At 71.0% G+C, this 22,612-nt stretch carries 21 protein-coding genes; 7 read left to right on the top strand and 14 right to left on the bottom strand.

What is annotated here, in order from left to right; genetic code table 11:
• Positions 1–90: 90 nt before the first annotated feature.
• From OG194_RS04235 to OG194_RS04275, 9 genes are all read right to left on the bottom strand, one after another.
• Positions 91–993 (bottom strand): carbohydrate ABC transporter permease, encoded by a 903-nt coding sequence (locus OG194_RS04235; RefSeq protein WP_327399467.1) that lies wholly within the window; start codon positions 991–993, stop codon positions 91–93.
• Positions 990–1,913: a carbohydrate ABC transporter permease gene (locus OG194_RS04240; protein WP_327399468.1), complete on the bottom strand. Its 924-nt coding sequence runs from the start codon at positions 1,911–1,913 to the stop codon at positions 990–992. Before OG194_RS04240 ends, OG194_RS04235 begins: the two co-directional genes overlap by 4 nt.
• Before the next feature lie 146 nt (positions 1,914–2,059).
• The gene (locus OG194_RS04245; RefSeq protein WP_327399469.1) at positions 2,060–3,367 is read right to left on the bottom strand and encodes an ABC transporter substrate-binding protein; all 1,308 of its coding nucleotides are present in this window, start codon (positions 3,365–3,367) and stop codon (positions 2,060–2,062) included.
• Positions 3,368–4,052: 685 nt separating this feature from the next.
• Positions 4,053–4,385 carry a hypothetical protein gene (locus OG194_RS04250; protein WP_327399470.1) on the bottom strand — a complete coding sequence of 111 codons (333 nt, stop codon included), beginning with the start codon at positions 4,383–4,385 and terminating at the stop codon, positions 4,053–4,055.
• A gap of 208 nt (positions 4,386–4,593) precedes the next feature.
• The gene (locus tag OG194_RS04255; RefSeq protein WP_327399471.1) at positions 4,594–5,283 is read right to left on the bottom strand and encodes a ThuA domain-containing protein; all 690 of its coding nucleotides are present in this window, start codon (positions 5,281–5,283) and stop codon (positions 4,594–4,596) included.
• Entirely contained in the window at positions 5,256–6,692 is a 1,437-nt protein-coding gene (locus tag OG194_RS04260) for an aldehyde dehydrogenase family protein (protein WP_327399472.1), read from the bottom strand. The genes OG194_RS04255 and OG194_RS04260 overlap by 28 nt, the downstream gene beginning before the upstream one ends.
• A gap of 116 nt (positions 6,693–6,808) precedes the next feature.
• Complete coding sequence (locus OG194_RS04265) at positions 6,809–8,086, bottom strand: ROK family transcriptional regulator (protein ID WP_327399474.1); 1,278 nt, start codon at positions 8,084–8,086, stop codon at positions 6,809–6,811.
• Positions 8,087–8,351: 265 nt separating this feature from the next.
• Positions 8,352–8,690 carry a thioredoxin family protein gene (locus OG194_RS04270; RefSeq protein WP_327399475.1) on the bottom strand — a complete coding sequence of 113 codons (339 nt, stop codon included), beginning with the start codon at positions 8,688–8,690 and terminating at the stop codon, positions 8,352–8,354.
• A gap of 305 nt (positions 8,691–8,995) precedes the next feature.
• A complete protein-coding gene (locus tag OG194_RS04275; RefSeq protein WP_327399476.1) occupies positions 8,996–10,135 on the bottom strand; it encodes a PucR family transcriptional regulator in 1,140 nt (379 codons plus the stop codon).
• 86 nt (positions 10,136–10,221) lie between these two features.
• Here OG194_RS04275 and OG194_RS04280 point away from each other — a divergent pair, with 86 nt between their 5' ends.
• On the top strand, positions 10,222–11,277 hold the full coding sequence (locus tag OG194_RS04280) for a ferredoxin reductase (RefSeq protein WP_327399477.1): 1,056 nt from the start codon (positions 10,222–10,224) through the stop codon (positions 11,275–11,277).
• Positions 11,278–11,284: 7 nt separating this feature from the next.
• Complete coding sequence (locus OG194_RS04285) at positions 11,285–12,403, top strand: fatty acid desaturase family protein (RefSeq protein ID WP_327399478.1); 1,119 nt, start codon at positions 11,285–11,287, stop codon at positions 12,401–12,403.
• A 138-nt stretch (positions 12,404–12,541) separates the two neighbouring features.
• On the opposite strand, the gene OG194_RS04290 is transcribed toward OG194_RS04285, so the two are convergent.
• Entirely contained in the window at positions 12,542–13,507 is a 966-nt protein-coding gene (locus OG194_RS04290; protein ID WP_327399479.1) for a pirin family protein, read from the bottom strand.
• 161 nt (positions 13,508–13,668) lie between these two features.
• Between OG194_RS04290 and OG194_RS04295 the strand changes: the two genes are divergently transcribed.
• From OG194_RS04295 to OG194_RS04305, 3 genes are read left to right on the top strand one after another with little or no spacing between them, the layout of a single operon-like run.
• Positions 13,669–14,157 carry a MarR family winged helix-turn-helix transcriptional regulator gene (locus tag OG194_RS04295; RefSeq protein ID WP_327399480.1) on the top strand — a complete coding sequence of 163 codons (489 nt, stop codon included), beginning with the start codon at positions 13,669–13,671 and terminating at the stop codon, positions 14,155–14,157.
• Complete coding sequence (locus OG194_RS04300) at positions 14,154–14,597, top strand: MarR family winged helix-turn-helix transcriptional regulator (protein WP_327399481.1); 444 nt, start codon at positions 14,154–14,156, stop codon at positions 14,595–14,597. The genes OG194_RS04295 and OG194_RS04300 overlap by 4 nt, the downstream gene beginning before the upstream one ends.
• A gap of 49 nt (positions 14,598–14,646) precedes the next feature.
• On the top strand, positions 14,647–14,994 hold the full coding sequence (locus OG194_RS04305) for a tetratricopeptide repeat protein (RefSeq protein WP_327399482.1): 348 nt from the start codon (positions 14,647–14,649) through the stop codon (positions 14,992–14,994).
• Between the two features lie 67 nt (positions 14,995–15,061).
• Here the strand turns inward: OG194_RS04305 and OG194_RS04310 are convergent, their stop codons facing one another.
• On the bottom strand, positions 15,062–16,453 hold the full coding sequence (locus OG194_RS04310; protein WP_327399483.1) for a PepSY-associated TM helix domain-containing protein: 1,392 nt from the start codon (positions 16,451–16,453) through the stop codon (positions 15,062–15,064).
• Between the two features lie 168 nt (positions 16,454–16,621).
• Between OG194_RS04310 and OG194_RS04315 the strand changes: the two genes are divergently transcribed.
• Positions 16,622–17,266, top strand: coding sequence for a peptide deformylase (locus OG194_RS04315; protein ID WP_327399484.1), 645 nt, complete (start codon positions 16,622–16,624; stop codon positions 17,264–17,266).
• Between the two features lie 36 nt (positions 17,267–17,302).
• Here OG194_RS04315 and OG194_RS04320 read toward each other — a convergent pair whose 3' ends face one another.
• The gene (locus tag OG194_RS04320) at positions 17,303–18,733 is read right to left on the bottom strand and encodes a dihydrolipoyl dehydrogenase family protein (protein ID WP_327399485.1); all 1,431 of its coding nucleotides are present in this window, start codon (positions 18,731–18,733) and stop codon (positions 17,303–17,305) included.
• Between the two features lie 122 nt (positions 18,734–18,855).
• On the opposite strand from OG194_RS04320, the gene trxA reads away from it, so the two are divergent.
• Positions 18,856–19,242 (top strand): thioredoxin, encoded by a 387-nt coding sequence (gene trxA / locus OG194_RS04325; RefSeq protein ID WP_327399486.1) that lies wholly within the window; start codon positions 18,856–18,858, stop codon positions 19,240–19,242.
• Between the two features lie 25 nt (positions 19,243–19,267).
• Here the strand turns inward: trxA and OG194_RS04330 are convergent, their stop codons facing one another.
• Both OG194_RS04330 and OG194_RS04340 read right to left on the bottom strand, forming a co-directional pair.
• Complete coding sequence (locus OG194_RS04330) at positions 19,268–20,704, bottom strand: benzaldehyde dehydrogenase (protein ID WP_327399487.1); 1,437 nt, start codon at positions 20,702–20,704, stop codon at positions 19,268–19,270.
• Between the two features lie 851 nt (positions 20,705–21,555).
• Positions 21,556–22,590 (bottom strand): LacI family DNA-binding transcriptional regulator, encoded by a 1,035-nt coding sequence (locus OG194_RS04340; RefSeq protein ID WP_327406973.1) that lies wholly within the window; start codon positions 22,588–22,590, stop codon positions 21,556–21,558.
• Positions 22,591–22,612: the final 22 nt, after the last annotated feature.

Below are 22,612 nucleotides of genomic sequence, written 5' to 3' on the forward strand. Positions count from 1 at the left end.
CGCTCGCGCCGGGCCGGAGCCGCCGACGTACTCCGCCCGTTCGGTCTTGGTCAGCGGATCCCCCGCGGTGGCATGGCCGAGCACGTCGGCCTACTTGAGGCCACCGGTCACCAGGTCGATACGCCAGTACCGCTGCAAGGACAGGAAGAGCGCGATGACGGGGATGACGGACAGGAGGGTGCCGGTGATCACGAGGGAGTACAGGGACGCCTGGTTGGCGCCGTGGCGCAGCAGGCTGTACAGACCGACCGTCAGCGGGAACTTGTGGTCGCTCGTCACCATGACGAAGGGCAGCAGGAAGTTGTTCCAGATGACGATGAACTGGAGCAGGAAGACGGTGATCAGTCCGGGTGCCATCAGCCGCAGCCCGATCGCGGAGAACATCCGCCACTCGCTCGCCCCGTCCATCCGCCCGGCGTCGAGGAGCGAGTCGGGTACGGAGGCGGCCGCGTAGATCCGGCACAGGTAGATGCCGTAGGGGTTGAAGAGCTGGGGCAGGATCACCGCCGAGTAGCTGTCGGTGATGCCGACGCGGGCCAGCAGCAGGTACTGCGGCACGGCCAGCACGACCTGCGGCAGCAGGACGCCCGCCAGGATGGTGTTGAAGAGCAGGGTCCGGCCCCGGAAGCGGTACTTGGCGATGGCGTAGCCGGTCGCCGCGGAGACGGCGGTGGCCACGAACCCGCCGACTCCCGCGTACAGGAAGCTGTTGAGCATCCAGTGCCAGAACACGCCCGAGTCGTACGAGGAGAGGTCGGCGATGTTGTCCACCAGCCCCGAGCCGAACGACGGCAGATAGGTCGCGGTGGAGAACAGCTCGCTGCGCGACTTCGTGGACGCGATCAGGATCCACAGCGTCGGCACCAGGCAGTAGACGGCTCCGAGCAGCAGCACGACGGTGGGCAGCAGCGCGATCCGTCTACGGCGGGGGCGTCCGGTCCGCGCGACGGTCACCGGGGACGCCACGGGACGGGCGGGCGTGTCGATGGTCATCGTCCCTCCTTGTCGGCGGCACCGGCGGCGCCCCACCAGGTCTGCGCGAGGCGTCCGACGACCACCGAGACGGCGAGGATCCCGGCCGCGAAGACGACCGAGGTGGCAGCCGCGAGATTGATGTCGGAGTCGACGAAAGCGTCGGTGTAGATCTTCATCAGGGGAACCCAGGTCAGGGAGATGGCGTTCGACAGCGGCTGAAGTGTGTTGGGCTCGTTGAACAGTTGCAGGGCGGCGAGGACGGTGAACAGCGTGCACATGGCGATGGCGGGACGGATCAGGGCGACCTTCACCCGCAGCGCTATCTGGAGTTCCGAGGCCCCGTCGATCCTGGCCGCCTCGTAGATCTCCGGCGGCAGCGCGCGCAGGGACGTGTACATCACCACCATGTTGAAGCCCACCGCGCCCCACACCGCGATGTTGGCGACCGAGACGTAGACCATCGAGCTGCCGAAGAAGTCGAGGTGCTGTCCGCCGATGGGGCTGGTCGCGGGCAGGTAGAGGAAGCCCCACAGGAGGGTGGCGATGACGCCGGGCACCGCGTACGGCAGGAAGATGGCCAGCCGGGTGAACCGGGTGAGCCGTGCTCGCGCCGTGTCCAGGAGGAGCGCGAACAGCAGGGCGAGGAGCACGGTCGCCGGTACGGTGATCGCGCCGACCAGGAGCATCCGGAGCAGGCTGTGCCACAGCTCGGTGTCGTGGATGACCGTGGAGTAGTTGTCCAGACCCGCGAAGACCGTTCTGCTGCCGGTTCCCAGCAGGCCCCCGCTGACCTTGCGCTGCTGGAAGCTGAGGAACAGCGCGTAGCCCCCGGGGGCGACCACGAACAGCAGGAGGAGCAGGATCGCGGGCAGGACCAGCAGATAGGGCAGCCGGCTGTGGCCCGCCCTGCGGCCCCGCCGCGAGATGCTTGTCGCCATCGATGTCGTCCCCATCGGGTGTATGGCTGGTGCCAGTGACTGGTTGTTTCGGTGGTTGGTTGTTTCGGTGGTTGATGCCGGTGGAGCCGGCCCGGCTACCCGGCGCGGGGGTCAGGAGCCCACGCCGGGCGGCCGGGTCGCCCGGGCTAGTTCAGGGTGAACCCGAGCTTCTTCATGCCGGCCGTGGTGTTGTTCTGCATGGTGTCCAGCGCGCCGGTGAACGAGCTCCCGGACTGGAGCGCCGCAGCGAAACCGTCCCGGTACGCGGAGAAGGTCACTGTGACATTCGGGCCCCACATCGAGAAGCTGCGGGCGCCGGGGGCGACCTTCTTCACCTCGGCGTAGAAGTCCGGCTGGTTCGGGAAGAAGGCCGGCGGCTGGTCGAGGATCTGCAGGGCGCGCCCCGAGGTCGAGGCCGGGTAGATGTTGATGTTCTTGACCTGGGCCGTGACCGCCTTGTCGTCGGTGTTGAGCCAGCTCGCGAACTCCGCCGCCTCGGCGGGGTGCTTGGAGTCGGTGGTGACCGTGATGGCCGAGCCGCCCCAGATGCCGGTGGTGGTGTCGCCCGCCGTCCAGGCCGGGAGCGGCGCGGCGGTCCACTTCCCCTTGGTCGACGGGGCGATGCCGCCGATCTGTGCCGGGGCCCAGGCTCCGGAGATCCAGGTGAGGAGGGTGCCGTTGTTCATCTCCTTGTTCCACTGCGGGGAGAAGGAGGGGTTCTTCTTCACCAGCCCCTTGTCGACCAGGCCCTGCCAGTAGTCGGCGACCTTGTCACTGGCCGTGCCGTTGATGTTCACGTGCCAGGAGTCGCCCTGCGTGGTCCACCAGTCCGCTCCCGCCTGCTGGGCGAGGCCGGTGAACCAGCCCGGGTCGGCGGCGTCGAAGTTGGTCATCGACGCCTTGGGGGCCTTGCTGTGCAGCTCCGCGGCCACCTGCGCGTACTCCTGCCAGGTGGTGGGCACCTTCAGGCCGTACTTCTTGAACAGGTCGGCCCGGTAGAACATCATCAGCGGGGCGAAGTCCTGCGGGATGCCGTAGACCTTGCCCTGGAAGCGGGTCTGGGCCAGCGTCGCCGCGTCGAAGTCCGTGACCGCCTTCTTCGTCTCGGCGGTGATGTCGCGGACCACGCCGTTCGCCACCAGGCCGGGCAGCGACTGGTACTCGACCTTCGCGATGTCGGGGGCGGTCTTCGCCTGGTGCGCGGTGATCATCTTGCTGACGAGCTGGTCACCACCGGCCGGGTTGCTGAGGGCGACCTGGATGTTCGGGTGCGTCGAGTTCCACAGGGCGACGACCTTGTCCATGCCCGGGTCCCAGGCCCACATGGTCAGGCGGACCTTGCCGCCGGACGGCGCCGATCCACTGTCGGAGCCCCCGCCGCCTCCCCCGCAGGCGGCGAGAACGAGTGTTGCGGCCAGTGTGGCGCCTGCGACTGCGGCGAATCTGGTCTTCATTGGCCAGTGCTCACTTTCGTGTCAGAAGAGGGCCTGCCGCGGTCGTCCCGCCGGTGAGGCCGTCGCCCGGTGGTCCCTCCTGGGACCTGAACCCATGGCCGACCGGCAGTCGACCTGCTCCGACTTTGACTTCGACTTAAGCTAAGTCGCGGCTGAGGTGGGGTCAATATGGCCGACGTACCGATTTACGACGTGTCGAATTCTTTATGGGAGAAGTCCGCGTGGGGCGGCGGACGCAGAGGCCGGCTCGCGCAGCAGGGCCGCTGACTCCCTGCACCGTACGCGCCGGGGTGAGTGGACGGGAGCCCCCGCAGGTCTCCGAACAGGCCGATACGGACAGCGCGTCGCACTCCATCCGGTGGGCGACAGGCAGCCGCGCGAGCTCTCAGCCGAGCGAGCGCGCGATTTGCGGGGGCAGCACCGTGTTGGGGTCGGTAGCGGTTCCAGGGCCGGTGTGCCCCGGCCCGCAAGGGCGCCGCGTGCCGTGTCGAGCGGCGTGGTGCCGTCCGGCATCCAGGCCGACAGGCGGGCATCCACCGTCCCGCGCGTCACCTCGGCCGGCGGGCGTGCGGCGAGACCGGGTCGGCGACGATGAACAACTCCGCGAGACCAGCCGGGCGCCCGTCGCCGTCGCCTCGTCGGCGATGACGAACGGATCGCCGAGCAGCATCTTCAGGCCGATCGGCTACGGCAGTTCCAGCACCCGGCGCCCGATCCTCGACGCACCGACCAGGTCGGCCGTACGGCGGTAGTCGCCGATGGCCGTGGCCGGGTACCGGTGGACCAGGTCCGGATCGGCGTGGCGCCGCCGGGACTCACGGGCCGCTGCCGGCACGCCCTTGTCGGCCTGCATCGCCGGCGTGGACGCGGCGACCGGGATCGCGTCGGCCCAGGCCGCCGAGCCGGCCAGGATGCCCCGCTCGCGGGCGGCACGGTCCGGGTGCTCCTTGACCGTGCCCGCCACGTGCGCCAAAGCACGCAGCCGCGACGCCCGGGCCGGTACGTCGTCGGCCTCCACCTGTGGGCAGCCCCAGCAGGTCAGCAGGGCGTCGACCCTGGCGAGCGCGGCACGCGCGCGTGCCGAAGCGGAACTCCCTCAGCGGTGGCCCGGCTCGATCTCGCGGCGCGGCCCCAGGCGGGCTCGGACGTCGCGCGGGAAGAGCCGGTCGGGCAGGGGCCGACCATGGCTTCCACCACGACCGGCCGCTCGTCCCCCGCCGGCCGGTTCACCGCGCCGCCCAGAGCAGTCCGCGCGTGGTGAGCGTTCGTACGGTGGGCTCGCGCAAGTCGTCCGGCCGGTGTCCCAGGGCGGAGAAGAAGACGCGCCCCCGCCCCCACTGTCTGGTCCATACGACGGGCATGTCGACCGGCAGCTCGCCCTGCCCCGCGGCGCCCGGAGCGACGGTGGTGGACGCGAGTACCGTGCTGAACGCGTCGGTCAGCATCCAGTACTGCTCGGTGACCACCGTCACGTCGGGCAGCCCGGCGACGACCGGGTGCCCCCGGTGCTCCGGCTCGATACGGACCCGGTACTCCAGGAACTCCTCCGGGTGGTGCAGGAACAGGCCGCCGACCATGCGCAGGTACGCGGGAGAGTCCTGGAACGTCGCTACGACACCGCCGTGCCAGCCCGCGAAACCGGTGCCCGCCTCGACGGCCGAGACAAGCCCCGCGCACTGCCCCTCGGTCAGTCGGCCCTCGGTCCAGCACTGCACGACGAGATCGGTCCGCGCCATGAGGTCCGCGTCGGCGTAGGCCTCCAGGTCCTCCCGGACCGTGACCGCGAACCCGGCGTCGGCCAGCGCGGGCAGGAACAGCTCGGTGCACTCCCGTGGGGAGTGGCCCTCCCAGCCGCCGCGGACCACCAGCGCCGTACGTTCTGCGGCCATCAACGGGTCGCGGGGTCGGCGGTCCACGACGGCAGGGTGAGCGGTGTGCGTTGGAGACCGATCCACTGCCGTTTCGTGAAGCCCGCCATCTGGTCGTCCGCGCCGTGCCGCGCGTGGGCGTCGTTGACGTGCACCTCGCCGGCGTCGAGCCGCTCGGCCACCGACAGGCCCCGTATGAGGTCGGCGGAGAACACCGAGTTCATCAGCATGGGGAGCCCGTTGGTCACGGCCACCGCCTCCTCCTCGTCGTCCACCACGGTGACCGGGAGGACCGGGCCGAAGATCTCCTCCGTGAAGGCGGGCATGTCGGGCGTCACCTTGGCCAGCACGGTGGGCCGGTAGAACAGCCCCTCGGAGCCGTCGAAGGTGCCGCCGGTGAGCACCTCCGCGCCCATCTCCACCGATGCCGTCACGAGGGCGTGCACCCGGTCGCGCTGGCGGGTGCTGATCAGGGGGCCCAGATCCGCCGTACCGCTCATCGGATCGCCGACGCGCAGGGCGGCGGCGCGGCGGGTGAGGGCGTCGAGGTACTGGTCCGCCACCGCGCGGGTGACGATGTGGCGACTGGCGCTGATGCAGGTCTGCCCCTGGTATTCGAGCGAGGCGATCATCGCGCACGAGGCCGCGAGGTCGATGTCGGCGTCGTCGAGGACCACGAAGGCGTTGCTGCCCCCGAGTTCGAAGCGGACCGGCCGCAGCGTGGCCGCGGCGGAGGCCGCGATGGCGAGGCCGACCTCACGGGATCCGGTGAAGTCCAGCAGGTTCAGACCGGTGTGCTCGGCGAGCGCGTGCCCCGCGTCGAGGCCGTCGCCGGTCACCACGTTGAACACACCCGGCGGCAGTCCGGCGGCCCGGGCCGCCTCGGCGAGTACCTGGCCGCCGATGATCGGGGTGAGCTCGGCGGGTTTGAGCACGACGGTGTTGCCGAAGGCCAGCGCCGGTGCCACCGCGCGCATGGCCAGGTTGACCGGGTAGTTCCAGGGTGTGATCACACCGATCACCCCGAGCGGTACCGCCCGGGACATCGAGAGCTTGCCCGCCTTGTACGGCGGCAGCAGGTCGCCGGCGTTCTCGCTCGCCTGGATCATGGAGATCTGCAACTGGCGGATGCCGGTGGACACCTCGTCCTCGGCCTTGGCCCGCACCCCGCCGGTCTCGCGCATGCTCTGTTCGACCAGCTCCGCGTGGTGCGCCTGGAAGAACTCGGCCATCCGCCGCAGGCCCGCCGCGCGCTCGGGAGCGCTGAGTGCCGCCCAGCCCGGTTGGGCGGCCCGGGCCGCGGCCACCGCCCGCCCGACATCCACGGCCCCGCCGAGGGCGTACGTACCGATCACGGCACCCGTGGCCTTCTCCACGACGTCGGCGGTACGCCCTGACGATGCCGGGCGAAACGTTCCGTCGATGTAGAGCTGTGCCACGGGGAACTGAGACGTCATGAAGACTCCACGGAGGTCAGGGAGACTTTGGCTTTGACTTAAACTAAGAGGCGAACGTCATGGCCGTCAACAGTCCCACCGCACCACCGCACAGCAGATTTACGGGCGGGTCGGGTCTACGCCCAGGCCCCGGTGCCGGACCCCAACCCGGAACCCACCGCGGACCCGGCCCCGGACGCGATCTCCGGACGCCGGCCGCCCGTGGACAGCAGGTGCTCCACCGGCAGGGTGGCCGCTCCCATCGCCACCGCCTCCTGACCCAGCCGTCCGACCTCGATCCGGGTGCGTCCGCGCAGATACGACAGGGCGTGCCGCTCGGCCGTCTCCCGCACGGTGGGCAGAACCACCCCGCCCATCACCGAGCCCGCCCATCCGGAGAGCACCACGAGGTCCGGGTGGAGCAGGTTGATCAGGTTGCCGATCCCGATGCCGATGTACTCCCCGATCTTCTCCAGGGTCTCCATGGCCACCGGGTCGGTGGCCGCCCGCGCCGTCAGCTCCGCGAGCCGGCCCTCGGTCCCGGAGGCGTGGAACGGCTGACTGCCCAGGGTGGATTGGTAACGGTGGAGGATGGCATCGGCTCCGACGTACGCCTCCAGGCAGCCCCGCGAACCGCAGCGGCAGGGCAGCCCTCCGGCGTAGATCACCGTGTGGCCCCACTCGATCGTGGCAGGGGCCAGGCCCGCGGTGCCCCCCTCCGTGCCCGACCCGAGGGCCGCGCCCACCCCGACCCCGATGAGCGCGGTGACCACCCGGTCGGCGCCCTGGCCCACGCCGCGCCACATCTCCGCCTGGCCCAGGGTCCGGGCGCAGTTGTCCAGCATGAGCGGCGCGGCGACTCCGGGGGCGAGCATCTCGCCGAGTGCGACACCGGACCAGCCGAGCGTCGGCGCGTGCACCAGCGTGCGCCCGGGGATCCGCGGGTCGGGCTGGACCGCGCCGGGCACACCGACGCCGATGCCGAGCAGGTCCGCGGGGTCGACGCCCGCGGCGCGGGTCACGTCGGAGATGCCCTGGAGCACCAGTGCGGCCACCGATTCGGCGTCGAGCCGGGTGTCGGCGATCGGGTAGACCTCGGAGGTGATCACCGACAGGGTCCAGTCGAACAGCCCGATCCGGACGTGCGTCTCACCGATGTCCACGCCGATCACGGAGCCGTAGTCCGGGCGGATCTCCAGCACCGAGCGCGGCCTGCCCCCGTCGGAGTCCTCCGAACCGCCCTCCGCGATCAGTCCCTCGGCGAGGAGTTGGGAGACGACATTGCTCACCGTCGCGGAGCTGAGGCCGGAGACACGGGTCAGCTTGTTCCGGCTGGTGGGTCCCTGCACGTACAGAGCGGAGAGGAGGATGGAGCGGTTGTGCCGCCGCAAGTCGCTCGTCGTTCGCTTCACCACGGATTTCACAGAACGAAGTCTGCCAGCCCCCGGCTCCTCCGATCCCGCCACGTCCACCTGGCTACCTCCACCCGTGCCCCAACCCCTCGCGGCCGGCCCTACGTACGCACGGTTCGCGGACCTGCCGCTGTGCCCGCGGACCCGTCCCGGCTTATCGGACCGAGGTCACCGCGCCTGGTGGCATGCGGCGAGCCAGGTGCCTCAGCGGCGCAGCTCCCACAGACGAGACGTGACGGGCGTCGCGGCCTCGTGTCGCAGCGGCCGCTCAGAGGTGGCCGTCCAGGAACTTCCGCACCTCGGCGGTGGTCATGGGCCCCGTGCCGTGCGCCACCGCCTCTCCCTCCTTCAGCAGGACGTAGGACGGGGCTCCGGTGATCCCGTATCGCCCGGTCGCGGCCGGACAACGGGTGATGTCGGCGCGGACGGCCGTCAGGCGGCCCGTGTAGTCGTCGGCGATGCCGCCCACGACGAGGTCCATCACCCGGCAGGGCTCGATCGCCTTGGGCCATGTCCCGGTGAAGTACGCGAGGACCGGGACTCGGCTCATCCCGAGGATGAAATCGAACTCCGCGTCCTCACGGGGTCGGTGAACCCGCTCCGCCATGCAAGCTCCTGATCTCACGTTCCGTCATTTCATCCCCATCATCCCTGTGACCCGGCCTGCCTGCCCCGCCGGTCACCCAGCTGTAGCCCGCCGCGCGCCCGTGGGTCACCTCGTGTCAGGACAGCGCCCCCGACGGGCTTCCCGGGGCATTGTCCGGTCTTCACGTCAACCCCCGGTCGCAATCCGGCTGATACCGCCCGTCCCCGGACCGCACGAGCCGGCTGACGGCACCGAGAACAAGGCACGCTTCCTGGACCGCTCGCGGGCGCGATCGCGAACGCGGTCGCGGACGGTCGAAGTACGCGTCAACTGCCCCGAAGACCGACCGCCAGCGTCAGTTCAAGGACCCGGTGTGGCGATGCGAGATCCGGAAACAGCTCCCGCAGCTGCGACATCCGGTACCGGACCGTCTGGGGATGGACGAACAACGCCGCCGCCACCTCGTCCCGCCTGCCCTGGTGCAGCAGCCACTCCCGCAACGTCTCCTCCAGACGCCGCGCGGTCGCGACAGGCAAGGTCCGCAACGGTGCGAGGGCTCGGGCACGCAGGTCCGCGAACGCGTCCACGTCGGCGCTCAGCACCAGCTCGGGCAGGTGGTCCTCGGTGTCGCGGATATCGGAGGACAGGGAGCGCGCGCGTACGGCTCGTTCGTACGAGGCGGACGCACGGGTCCATGGCCGGGCCGGGCCGACCACGGCGGTGCGCTCGGTCAGCTGCCGCAAGAGATGCGACCGGTCGGCATCGGGGACGAGCAGCACACCGGTGGCGTCCGGCAGATCGTCGAGGACGAGGGTGCTCGGGTCGAGCGCGCGGTAGGCGGGCCGAGTCTGGGCGGCGGGCAGCAGGACCGCGGTCAGCGAAACCGGAGGCTGCCACCCGGCCCGTTGAGCAGAGGCCAGCAGCACGTCCGGGCTCGCGCCGGCGAGGAGGTCGCGGGCCAAGTGTTCCAGGTGGCGCTCGTGGTCCCTGCCCCGGGCGGTCAGTTCGTCGGCGTGGCCCGCGGCGCTCGCGGCGGAGAGCTCGTCGATGTAGGCGAAGGTCAGTTCGGCGAACTTGGCGACCTCGGCGGCGGGCAGACCCGCGGGTACGGCACCCGCCGCCAGGCATCGCCAGGCCACGCGGGCGCCGACGCGGTAGGCGCTGAGCAGGGCGTCCATCGAACGGCCGTCGCGCACCTCGCCGCGGCCCAACTCGTAGGCCGCGTCACCGGCGTCGCCGCTCGTGGCGTTCCCGCTCGCGAGGTCCAGGTAGTGCCCCAGGGCGGTGCGGACGGCTCGGCGCATGGTGGCGCCCATGCGGCCCGAAAGGGCGTTGGCGTAGGGAGGGACCTCGTCGATGATCGCCTCGACGACCTCGTCCGCGGTGGTCCTCAGCGCGGCCCGAAGTGCGGTGACCGTCGTCTCATCCAGGGCCAGTTCGCTGGCCCTCCGAACCGCATGCCCCATGTTTTGTTCCCTGCGAACAATTCAGCCGACCAGATTTACGTCCTGCGGTTAGGACTTTACGCCTTGAGGCGCAGCAGGCTGGAGTCATGACGAGTACAGCCCTCCGCACCAGGGCGTGGAAACTGCTGGAGATGGTCACGACGCCGCTGCTGCCGTCGGACTACCTCGACCTGGTCAGCCCGCTGCGTGCGGGCGCCGACCTGCGAGGGCGCATCGAGGCCGTGCACCCCGAGACGGGTGACGCCGCGACCATCGTGATCAGGCCGGGCCGGGGCTGGCGCGGCCACACGGCCGGTCAGTACGTGCGGATCGGGGTCGACGTCGACGGGGTGCGCCTGTGGCGTGCCTACTCGGTCACCTCGCCGACAGACCGCCGGGACGGCCGCGTCACGATCACCGTGAAGGCGATCCCGGACGGCAAGGTCAGCAACCACCTGGTCCGCAGAGCGAAACCCGGCACGCTGATCCAACTCGACCAGGCGACCGGTGACTTCGTGCTGCCGCGGGCCGAGCCCGCCAAGGTGCTCTACCTGACGGCCGGCAGCGGCATCACGCCCGTGATGGGCATGCTGCGCGCCACCGAGTTCGACGACGTCGCCATGGTCCACTGCGCGCCCCAGCCGCAGGACGTGATCTTCCGCGACGAACTGCACGCCCTGGTCGCGGACAAGAAGCTGCGGCTCACCGAGGTGCACACCGACACGGACGGCCAGCTCGACATCGCCCGTCTCGACGAACTCGTACCCGACTGGGCCGAGCGCGAGACCTGGGCCTGCGGGCCCACGGGCCTGCTCGACGCCGCCGAGGAGCACTGGAGCGAGCACGGCGTACAAGAGCGCCTGCACATCGAACGCTTCCGTCCCGGCATCGTCGTCACCGGCGACGGCGGCGAGGTCACGTTCAGCGCCAGCGGCAAGACCGTCGATGCGGACGGCGCCACGCCGTTGCTGGACGTCGGCGAGGAGGCCGGCGTACTCATGCCCTCCGGGTGCCGCATGGGCATCTGCTTCGGCTGCGTCACGCCGCTCAAGGCGGGCGCCGTCCGCGACCTGCGCACCGGCGAGATCACCGAGGCCGAGCCGGGCGTCCTCATCCAGACCTGCGTGTCCGCCGCGGCGGGCCCCTGCGACATCGAACGGTAGGAGCACCTTGACCGCCACCGACCCCACCGCCCACCTGACCGCGGAGCAGATCGAGGAGCTCGGCCGCGAGCTGGACGCGATCCGCGACGAGGTGATCGCCGGCCGCGGCGAGAAGGACGCCGCCTACATCCGCAAGGTCATCTCGGCGCAGCGCAAGCTCGAACTGGTCAGCAGGGGCGTGCTGTTGTTCTCGCTCTTCCCGCCCGCGTGGCTGATCGGCACCGCCGGTCTTTCCGTGGCGAAGATCATGGACAACATGGAGATCGGCCACAACATCCTGCACGGCCAGTGGGACTGGATGCGGGACCCGAAGATCCACTCCACCACCTGGGAGTGGGATCACGTCTCGCCGTCCGAGCAGTGGAAGCACTCGCACAACGAGCTGCACCACACGTACACGAACGTGATCGGCAAGGACAACGACCTCGGCTACGGCATCATGCGCGTCGACGAGGACCAGAGGTGGCACCCGTTCCACCTCGGCCAGCCGCTGTGGAACTTCATCAACGCCTGCTTCTTCGAGTACGGCATCGCGGCGTACGACCTGGAACTCGGCAAGAACCTGCAGAAGCGTCGCCGCAAGAACCCGGAGTTCCGCGAGCGGGCCAAGGCCGTGGGCCGCAAGATCCGCAAGCAGGTGCTCAAGGACTACGTGATCCACCCGCTGCTGTCGGGCCCGTCGTTCCTCCCCACGCTCGCCGCCACGTTCACCGCGAACCTGGTCCGCAACGTCTGGACCCACTCGGTGATCATGTGCGGGCACTTCCCCGAGGGCGTGCAGGTCTTCGAACGCCGGTCGATCAAGGGCGAGACCCGCGGTCAGTGGTACCTGCGCCAGATGATGGGCTCGGCGAACATCAGCGGCAGCAGGGCCATGCACTTCATGACCGGCAACCTGTCGCACCAGATCGAGCACCACCTGTTCCCGGACCTGCCGAGCAACCGGTACGCCGAGGTCGCGGTGAAGGTGCGCGCGCTGTTCGAGAAGTACGAGCTGGAGTACGTCACCGGGCCGCTGCCCAAGCAGGTGCTCTCCGCGTGGCACAAGGTCTTCCGGCTCTCACTGCCGAACAAGAAGCCCAAGGTCAAGACGCCGGACCGCGAACAGGAGCTCGTCGCGGCCTGATTCCCGGTATCGGTTCAGCTCCTTGGGCCGTACCGCCGGCACCGCCGGGTTCGGTGCCTGGGCGTGCGCCACTCAGGTGCCGTGGACGGAAGTCCACGCACACCCGCGCCAGGCAACCCTGTGGCACGTCCTCGCAGGTCAGCGCACTCTGCCTCGCGGCTTCAACCCCACGGGAGGCAGTTCAGGAGCCGGCAGCGGCGCCCCGTCGTACCCCTTCACCTCACCGAACCGAGACCCTGTCATCCAGTCCTCACGGGCCTGCTGGATCTCCTCCTGCGTGCGTCCGATCCAGTTCCAGAACATGATCAGCTCCTCGTCGAACGGCTCGCCCCCCAGCAGCATCAGGCCCGCGTCCGACGCGGCGCGCAGCGGGAGTTCGGTGCGGCCACAGCCGAGGTAGAGCATGGAGCCCGGGAGGACCGGGACGCCGTCGACGTGGGCCTCGCCGGACATGGCGAGGACGGCGTACTCGAAGTCCGGTTCCAGCGGCAGGCGTACGTCCGCTCCGGCGGCGAGGGCCAGGTCCGCGCCGACGATCGGGGTGTACGTCGTGCCGGGCGAGGCCGCGCCGTCGACGTCGCCGAGGACGATCGTGGCGCGCAGGCCCGGCGCCGTGACGACCGGCAGTTCGGCGTGGTGCTCGAAGTGCGGCTCGACATGACGGTCGCTGTCGGGAAGGGCGACCCAGAGCTGCGCGCCGTGCAGGAAGCGGGCGTGCGTCTTGGGGCTCTGTTCGGCGTGGCTGATCGCGCGGCCGGAGGTCATGAGGCCCAGTTCGCGCGGGCGGATCGTCGCGACGCTGCCGGTCGAGTCGCGGTGCAGCACCTCGCCCTCGTGCAGCCAGCTCACCGTCTGTAGACCCATGTGGGGGTGCGGGGGCACCTGCATCCCGGGCTCGTCGGCGATGTCGTCAGGACCGTAGTGATCTACGAAGCACCACGCGCCGACCATACGGCGGCCCAGATTGGGCAGCAGTCGGCGGACCTCGGTGGACTCGCCGAGTTGCACCCGGCGCGGGCTGAGGAGTTCACGGACGGGCTCCGCCACCACGAAACCGCGGCCGCCGCACAGGGCCGGAACCGCTTCGCGATCAAGATTGCTCATGGCGACAACCTAGTCCCGCCGGGGCCGTTCCGTCAGTCCACAGGCTCCTCAGTGGCCCAGTCCGCAAGCCCCTTCACCGGCGCCCTCCCCCGCCCCCTCCTGCCGCCCTTCCGTCCGAAAAATAGTAGCCATGGACATAGTAGCCATGTATGGTATCGGCCATGAGTACGGCATCCAAGGGCGCGACGCCCGGTTTCCTGGTCTGGCGACTGTCGATGAAGTGGCGCGTGGCGGTCGACCGCGCGGTGGCACCCCTGGGACTGACCCATGCGCAGTACTCCCTGGTGGCGTCGCTGTACGGCATGCAGCGCTCCGGGCTGCGCCCCAGTCAGCGTCACCTCGCCGACCACACCGGACTCGAAGCCCTCTACGTCTCGAAGCTGGCCCGCGCCCTGGAGTCCGCCGGCCTCGTCGAGCGCACCCGGGACCCCCGGGACCCACGTGCGGTCCAACTGGCCCTCACCGAACAGGGCCGCGAGGTGACCCGGCGGGCGATCAAGGTCGTCCACGGACTTCTGGAGCAGTTGCTGGAACCGCTCGGCGGTCTCGACAGCGCACGGGCCCGGGAGTTCAGCCGGGACCTGGTGACCCTGCTCGACACACCCCTTGCACCTGTCCCCGCGAGTGAGCACGAGAAGGAGCAGTCATGACCACCACCGCAACTCCCGCGGACGCCCGCACGCTCGGCCTGGCCCACTACGCCGCCCGCGCCGTCCTGGAGCGCGTCCTCACCCGCCACGGCCTCGGCTTCCAGCAGCAGATCGTCCTGCGGCCGGTCGCTCTCGCCGCCGGGCCCGTCGACCGCGGACAGCTCGCCGCGGACACCGTCGCGGCCCTGAAGGTCGACGAGGGCTCCGTGCGGGGCACCATCGACGAACTGATCACGGCCGGGCTCCTCGCGACGGACGCGTCCGCGGTGCGGATCACGGACGCGGGCCGGGCCCTGTACGAACGGATCGTGGAGGAGACGAGCGCGGCGAGCGCCCGTATCTGGGGCGACATCCCCGAGGAGGAACTGGTGGCGGCCGGTCGCGTGCTGACCCTGGTCGCCGAGCGGGCGAACGCGGAGCTGGCCACCACCGGAAGGTAGTGGAATATTCAACCAACCCCGGCCGTTGTGGCATGTCGAAGGAGGTCAAGTGGACATGACGTACTACGACCACGGAACACCGGCGGAACGCTGGGAGCGCGCGGGGATGTTCTTCGACGCCAAGGACTACGCCGCGGCGGCGCGGGTGTTGGGCGGGCTGGTCGAGGAGGTGCCCGAGCAGACCGGGCCGCGCCTGCTGCTGGCGCGCTCCTACTACCACTCGGCCCAACTGCGGCGCGCCGAGGCCGAGTTGCGTGTCCTTGTGGAGCGTGACCCGGTGGAGCACTACGCGCGGCTGATGCTGGGCCGCACGCTGGAGCGCCAGGGGCGGCACGAGGAGGCCGGCTCGCATCTGCGGATCGCCTCGGCGCTCGCGGGTGACTTCGAGCAGGTCTGAGACGCGGCAGTTCAACCACGGATGGGGCCCGGTTCCAGCGCGGAACCGGGCCCCTTCGCGTGCGTCGCTACCTCGCGTACGTCCGCTGCCCTCGCCGGTGCGCGATCTCGCCCAGCACCACGTCCACGGCGATGAACGCGGCCAGCGGGATGCCCAACAGCGGTACGAAGTAACCGAGTACGGCGATCGCCGCCAGACTCGGGACCAGGAGCAGCGGCGACAACTGGGCCCAGGCGCCGCGCGGGATCGGGCGGCCGAAGGACGAACCCCGGCCGCGCTGCCACCACATGCGGTAGCCCCACACGATCAGCAGGATCAGTGAGCCCGCGAGCAGCATCAGGGCGATCTGGTTGACGAGGCCGAAGAGGACGCCGGTGTGCAGGTCGATGCCCCAGCGGGTCAGTTTGGCGAGCAACGGGTAGTCCGCGAACCGGAGTTCGTCGGTGACCTTGCCGGTGGCGGGGTCGACGGCGACGGCATCCTGTTTCTCGGGCCAGCTGCGCTGCACCTGCCGGACGACGTACGCGGAGTTGGCGTCGGCGGGCGGGACGATCTCGACGGGGTTGCCGAGCCCTTCGGCGCGCGCGGCGGCGAGGATCTTGTCGAGTCCTACGCCGTGTTGGGCGTCGCCGGTCGAGGTGGAGCCGCCGTGGCCCGCGTGCTCGCCGCTCGCCGCGGCCGACACCGATGGGGTGGACTGGCCCAGGGAGGTGCGGAGTTGGTCGATGTTGGCGCCCGCGTAGGTCGACCAGGTCAGTCCGGTCGCCGAGAGGAAGATGAAGCCCACGGCGCTCCAGACACCCACCGTGCCGTGCAGGCCGAGGGTGCGGCGGCGGCCGCTCGTGCCGCGCACCTTGCGCAGGGCGCGGCGGCGGGAGAACCACAGCACCAGGCCACCGCCCGCGATGACCCACAGCCAGCTCGCGGCGAACTCGCTGTACAGGCGGCCGGTTTCGCCGAGTTGGAGATCGCGGTGGAGTTCGTCGATCCAGGTGCGCAGCGGGAGCCCGCCGGTCGAGCCGTACTGTTCGAGCGCGCCGCGGACCTTTCCGGTGTACGGGTCGACGAACACCGCGAGGGTGTGGTCGGCGGCTGTGCCCTTGACGCCGGAGAGCATCACGCGGGTGGTGGCACCGGCCTCCGGGGAGGGGCGGACCGCCGAGACCGTTCCCTCGGGGTGCGCCGTGCGGGCGGCGGTCACCTGCTGCGATATCGGAAGTTCGCGGTCGCCGACGGAGACGGTCAACTCATGGGCGTACACGATCCGTTCGGCTTGGAAGGCACCGGCGTACAGGAAGCCGGTGGTGGCGGCGACGAGCAGGAACGGGGCGACGAGCACTCCGGCGTAGAAGTGCAGACGCAGGACCAGGGGGCGCAGCGGGGCCCAGCGGCTGGGGGACGGTGCCGGGGTGGGCTCCTGCGGGGCCTCGGCCGTGGTGGTCGAGGGAGCGGTGGACATGGGCAGGTTTCTCCGGGGGCGAGGAGGAGGACGGGGCGCGGAATCGAGCGGGTGATGTGTCGTGGCCGTAGTGGTCCAGTAGTCGGGGCGTGAAGGCCGCGAGTTCCCGTGGATGTGTATGGCGTGGGTCACATCAGATGGCGCCGGGGGTCGTGGCATCCTGGCGCGATGGCACTTCCCAGTGATCGCGTACCCCTGGCCGAGCGGGTCGAGGAACTCCTCGCCGTCGGCGGCCCGTTGCCCATCGTCTCGGCCGGCGACCCGGTGCTCAGGCGCGGAATCGAGCCGTTCGACGGGCAGTTGGAGCCCGCGCTGCTGGCCCGGTTCGTCGAGGCGTTGCGCGTGACCATGCACGAGGCACCGGGGGTGGGTGTCGCGGCGCCGCAGGTCGGGGTGGGGCTGCGGATCGCGGTGATCGAGGATCCGGCGCCGGTGCCGGACGAGGTGCGGGTGGCGCGCGGGCGGGTGCCGCAGCCGTTCCGGGCGCTGGTCAATCCGTCGTACGAGCCCGTCGGTGACGGTCGGGCCGCGTTCTTCGAGGGGTGCCTGAGCGTGCCGGGCTGGCAGGCCGTGGTCGCGCGGCACGCCTCGGTGCGGCTGACCGGGCAGGACGAGCACGGGCGGGCGGTGGACGAGGTGTTCACCGGGTGGCCCGCGCGGATCGTCCAGCACGAGACGGACCACCTCGACGGCCTGCTCTACCTGGACCGGGCCGAGCTGCGCTCACTGTCCTCGAACGAGGCGATGGCGGAGCGCTGGGCGCAGCCGACACCGGATGCGGCGTCGGCTGCGCTCGGGTTCGAGCTGCCGTAGGGAACTGACTCAACTACCCATGGGCACCAGGCGTGTTCAGCCGCGGTACGCCTCCAGCAACCGCAACCACACCTCGCTGATCGTCGGGTACGACGGGACCGCGTGCCACAGGCGGTTGATCGGGACCTGGCCGGCGACGGCGATCGTGGCCGAGTGGATCAGTTCGCCCACGCCGGGGCCTACGAACGTCACGCCGCGCAGGATCTCCTCGTCCAGGTCGACGATCATGCGGGCGCGGCCTCGGTAGCCGTCGGCGTAGAGGCCCGCGCCGGCGACCGAGGAGAACTCGACGTCGACCGCGCGGACGCGGTGGCCGGCCTGTTCGGCCTCGGCGAGGGAGAGGCCGACGGACGCGGCCTCCGGGTCGGTGAAGACGACCTGGGGTACGGCGTCGTGGTCGGCGGTGGCCGAGTGGGCGCCCCACGGGTCGGTCTCCAGCAACGGGACGCCCTCGGCGCGGGCGGCGATCGCCGCGCCCGCGATACGGGCCTGGTACTTGCCCTGATGGGTGAGGAGGGCGCGGTGGTTGACGTCGCCGACCGCGTACAGCCAGTCGCTGTCCGGGACGCGCAGGGTGTCGTCCACCGTCAGCCAGGAGCCCGGTGCCAGGCCGATCGTGTCGAGGCCGATGTCGTCGGTCTGCGGGGCGCGTCCGGTGGCGAAGAGGATCTCGTCGGCCTCGAAGCGGTCGCCGCCTTCGATGGAGGCCATGACGGTACCGTTCTCGCGGGTCACGAACGCGACGGACGTACCCGTGCGCACGTCGACGCCGGCCTCGGTGAGCGCGTCGGCGACCAGTTCGCCGGCGAAGGGCTCCATGCGGGGCAGCAGGCCCTTGCCGCGGACGAGAAGGGTGACGCGGGAGCCGAGGGCCTGCCAGGCGGTCGCCATCTCGACGGCGACGACCCCGCCGCCGACCACGATGAGCCGGCCGGGCGCGGCCTTGGCGCTGGTGGCCTCGCGGCTTGTCCACGGCTTGATCTCGTCGAGTCCGGGCATGTCCGGCAGAAGGGCGCGGGTGCCGGTGCAGACCGCCACGGCGTGCCGGGCCGTGAGGACGTGCCGGACGCCGTCGGGGCCCGTCACCGTCACCCTGCGGGGGCCGTCGAGGCGGCCCTGGCCGCGGTAGAGGTCGGCGGCGATGCCGTCGAGCCACTGGACCTGGCCGTCGTCCTTCCAGCCCGAGGCCTCGTAGTCGCGGTGGGCGAGCACCGCGGCGGTGTCGAGGGGGCCTTGGACGAGGTGGCCGAGGCCGGGCACCCGGCGGGCGTCGGCGCGGGCGATGACCGGGCGCAGCAGGGCCTTGCTGGGCATGCACGCCCAGTACGAGCACTCGCCGCCGACCAGTTCGCTCTCCACGATCGCGGTGGAGAGACCGGCCGCACGGGTGCGGTCGGCGACGTTCTCCCCCACGGGCCCGGCCCCGAGCACCACGACGTCGTACGCGATGGATTCCGTTTCCGTCATGGGGCCAGTCTGCTGGGTGGTGTGCGCTGAGGCCACACGGGTAGGGGCGCGGAATACGGGACCGGACGACCGTGTTGTCCGGGACGGCTTCGCCCCCACATCGAGGAAGAGGGAATCACGTCATGACCACCACCGTGGAGCTCACCAAGGAGAACTTCGACCAGACGGTCACGGACAACGACTTCGTCCTGATCGACTTCTGGGCGTCCTGGTGCGGGCCGTGCCGTCAGTTCGCCCCGGTCTACGAGAAGGCGGCCGACGAGAACCCGGACCTCGTCTTCGGCAAGATCGACACCGAGGCCCAGCCCGAGCTGGCCCAGGCCTTCGGCATCCAGTCGATCCCCACGCTGATGATCGTCCGCGACCGCGTCGCCGTGTTCGCCCAGCCCGGCGCCCTGCCGGAGGCCGCCCTGACGGACGTCATCGGCCAGGCCCGCAAGCTCGACATGGACGAGGTCCGCAAGTCCGTCGAGGAGCAGCAGGCGCAGGCCGAGCAGAACGGTCAGTAAGCCTCTTCGTCAGTACTGGTCAGTACTAGAAGGGGTACGACGCCACGTCCCCGCGCACCGTCGTCCAGCGCACGTCGGTGAAGGCCTCCAGATTGGCCTCGCCGCCGAAGCGGGCGCCGGTGCCGGACGCGGCGACCCCGCCGAAGGGGGCCACGGCCTCGTCGTTCACGGTCTGGTCGTTGATGTGGACGATCCCGGTGGGGATGCGTTCCGCCAGGTCCAGGCCGCGGGCGCTGTCACGCGTGACGATCCCGAGCGACAGGCCGTACGGTCCCGTCGCGGCCAGCGCCGCCGCCTCGTCGGGGGTGGCGAAGGACCGTACCGGCGCGACCGGACCGAAGACCTCCTCCGCGTAGGCAGGGGTGGTGTCGTCCACGTCGGCGAGGACGGTCGGCCGGTAGAAGAGGTCCTCGTGGGTGCCACCGGCCGCCAGCCTGGCGCCAGTTGCCGTGCTTGCCTCAACCAGGCCGTGGATCTTGGCCAGTTGGGTGCCGTCGATGATCGGCCCGAGGTGCACCTGCGCGCGATGCGGGTCGCCCACGGCCAGCAAGTCAGCCTTGGCGGCGAGGCGTTCGACGTACTCCTCGTAGAGCGACTCGTGCACGAGATGACGGCCGGTCGTCATGCAGATCTGGCCCTGGTGGAAGAACGAACCCCAGGCCGCCGTCGAGATCACCGCGTCCAGGTCCGCGTCCGCCAGCACGATCAGCGCCGAGTTCCCGCCCAACTCCAGGTGCGCGCGCTTGAGATGACGCCCCGCCGCCTCACCGACCGCGCGACCGGCGGCAGTTGAACCGGTGAAGGAGATCACGGGCACCTGCGGATCGGCGACCAGCGCGGCCCCCACGTCGGCGCCGCCGGGCAGTACCTGAAACAGTTCCTCGGGCAGGCCCGCCGCCGCGAAGACCGCCGCGAGCGACAGTCCCCCGCAGACCGCCGTGCGCGGATCCGGCTTCAGGACGACCCCGTTGCCGAGCGCGAGCGCCGGGGCGACCGAGCGGATGGAGAGGATCAGCGGGGCGTTGAACGGCGCGATCACGCCGACGACCCCGACCGGGATACGCCGGGTGTACGACAGCCGGGGCGCCTCCGAGGGGAGGACCTGCCCGGCGGGGCGGGAGGCGAGCGCGGCGGCCTCGTAGCACTCCTGGGCGGCGACGTGCAGTTCGAAGTCCGCCTTGCCGGGGATGGAGCCGGACTCCCGCACGAGCCACTCGCGCAGCTCCTCGGCGTGCGCGGCGAACAGGTCACCGGCCCTGCGCAGCACACCGGCGCGGACGAAGTGCGGGACACGCGCCCACTCGGCCTGCGCGGTCCGGGCCGCCTGGACGGCCGGCCGTATGTCCTCGGCGCCGGCGAGCGTGACGGTGCCGAGCGTGTCGCCGGTGGCGGGCTCGGTGACCGGGTACTCGGGGCCCGAGAGGGGGCGGGGCTGCCAGGTCTTGGGGTCGAGCAGAGTCATGGCGGTTCTCCGATCCGTCACCGGCGGGACCCGCCCGGGCAGCGCAAGTCCCGTGTCTTCACGGCCCGTTGAGCGGCCGCACGACGGGATGCGGCGATCCGGCACAGACGCGCGAGCCGCGTCCGGTGTCCGAGCGCATCCCCGTCTGGTTGAGCATGCAACATCCTAGTCACGTACGGCCGGATCGCCCCGGGCGCGGTGGCCGGGCCCGGGGTGGACGCGGTCACCGACTCCCCCGCTGTCGGCTTCGCCCGAGCAAGGGGCCCCAATCGCCCGGACGCCGCCCCTGCCTTGCGGCGGCACGCACGACACGCCACTCACCGGCGCCGATCAGGCACCGCTACGCCCCTCCGACCTGCTCCGCCGGACAGGCCCTGGTCTCCTACGGCCGGATCGCCCCGGGAGCGGTCGTCGGTTCCCTCGCTCTCGGCTTCGCCCGACCCGGTCGCCGGGCGGATCGGGCCGAACGCCTCGGGCGAACCTGCCGGGACGCTCCAGGAGGGCGCGATGCCGTCGGTCGACCCACGCTAACGCCCACGCGGGCCGACCGCCTCGCCGCGCGTCCAGCGGCATCCGCACACGCTCGGCGTCACCGCCTGGCAGGACGCGCACCGCACCCCGCTCACCGATGCTGATCAGGCACCGCCGTTTCCCTCCGACCTGCTTCGCCGGACAGTCCCTGGTCGCGTACGGCCGATTCGCCCCGGGCGGGGTCGCCCGGCCCGGGGTGGGCGCGGTCCCCGACTCCCCCGCTCTCCGCCCAGCCCGAGCACTCTAGGTTTCGCCTGAGCGGGGGACCCCATCACGACGACACCCTCCTCCGCCGTGCGGCCGCGCACACCACACCCCGGTCAGCTGGAGTCGCGGTGTACCACCGACGCGCCGAGGAGTTCGTGTGTGCCCGGTACCCCGCCCGGTTCGCGTACTGCGGTGTCGACCAGTTCGGCCAGTTCGTGGCCGGACGGCAGTTGGATGTGGACGGTGCTCAGGCGTGGGCGCAGCAGGCGGCCGATCATGAGGTCGTCGGCGCCGATCACGGCCGTGTCCTCGGGGATGCGGATGCCCTCGTCCTGGAGGGCGCGCATCAGCAGCATCGCGTACTCGTCGTTGTACGTGAACACGGCGTCGAGGCCGAGGGCGCGCCAGCGGGCGGCGGTCCGGGCGGCGCTCTCCTCGCTGTAGGCGAGCGGGAGTTCGGTCGCCGTGGCGTCCGTGCCGAGCAGGGCGCGGCGCACCCCTTCGACGCGGGGCCGGGAGAAGACCCCCATGCCGGGTTCCTCGGGCACGACCACGCCGATCCGGCGCCGGCCGCGGCCGTACAGATGCGCACCGGCGCAGTGGCCGACACCTTCGTGGTCCAGGAGCAGGGCGTGCGCGCCCTCGACCTTCTCGGGGCCGAGCGTGAGGACGGCCCGCGCACCGGAGCGCTTGAGGACCTCGACGCCCTCCGGGCCGAGCCCCGCGCCGGGCACCAGGACGGCGACCGGGCGCAGTTCGGCCCAGGCGCGGGCGGCCTCGTCGCCGCGCAGACCGACGGACCCGTGCTGCACGACCGTGTAGTCGAGGCGGCTGAGCGCCCACTGGAGTTCGTTGATGAACTGGCTGTAGAGGAGCCCCACCGGCATGGTCGGCGCGGGCATCAGCACCATGCGGCTGTGGCCGGCGCGCAGACTGCGGGCCGCCGCGTGCGGGACGTACCCGAGTTCCTTGGCCGCCTCGTGCACGCGGCGCCGGGTGGGTTCGCTGATCCGTACGGCACTGGTGTTGTTGAGGACGTAGGAGACGGTCGCGCGTGAGACGCCGGCCAGGCGGGCCACATCGGCGCTCGTGGGCACGGAGCGCGGTGCGGGCGACGGAGCTGCGGGCGTTTTCGGTATCTGCACCATGACGTACGGCATCTTGGCAGAA

Origin of the sequence: Streptomyces sp. NBC_01288, assembly GCF_035982055.1 — a bacterium.
Classification (GTDB): Bacteria; Actinomycetota; Actinomycetes; order Streptomycetales; family Streptomycetaceae; genus Streptomyces.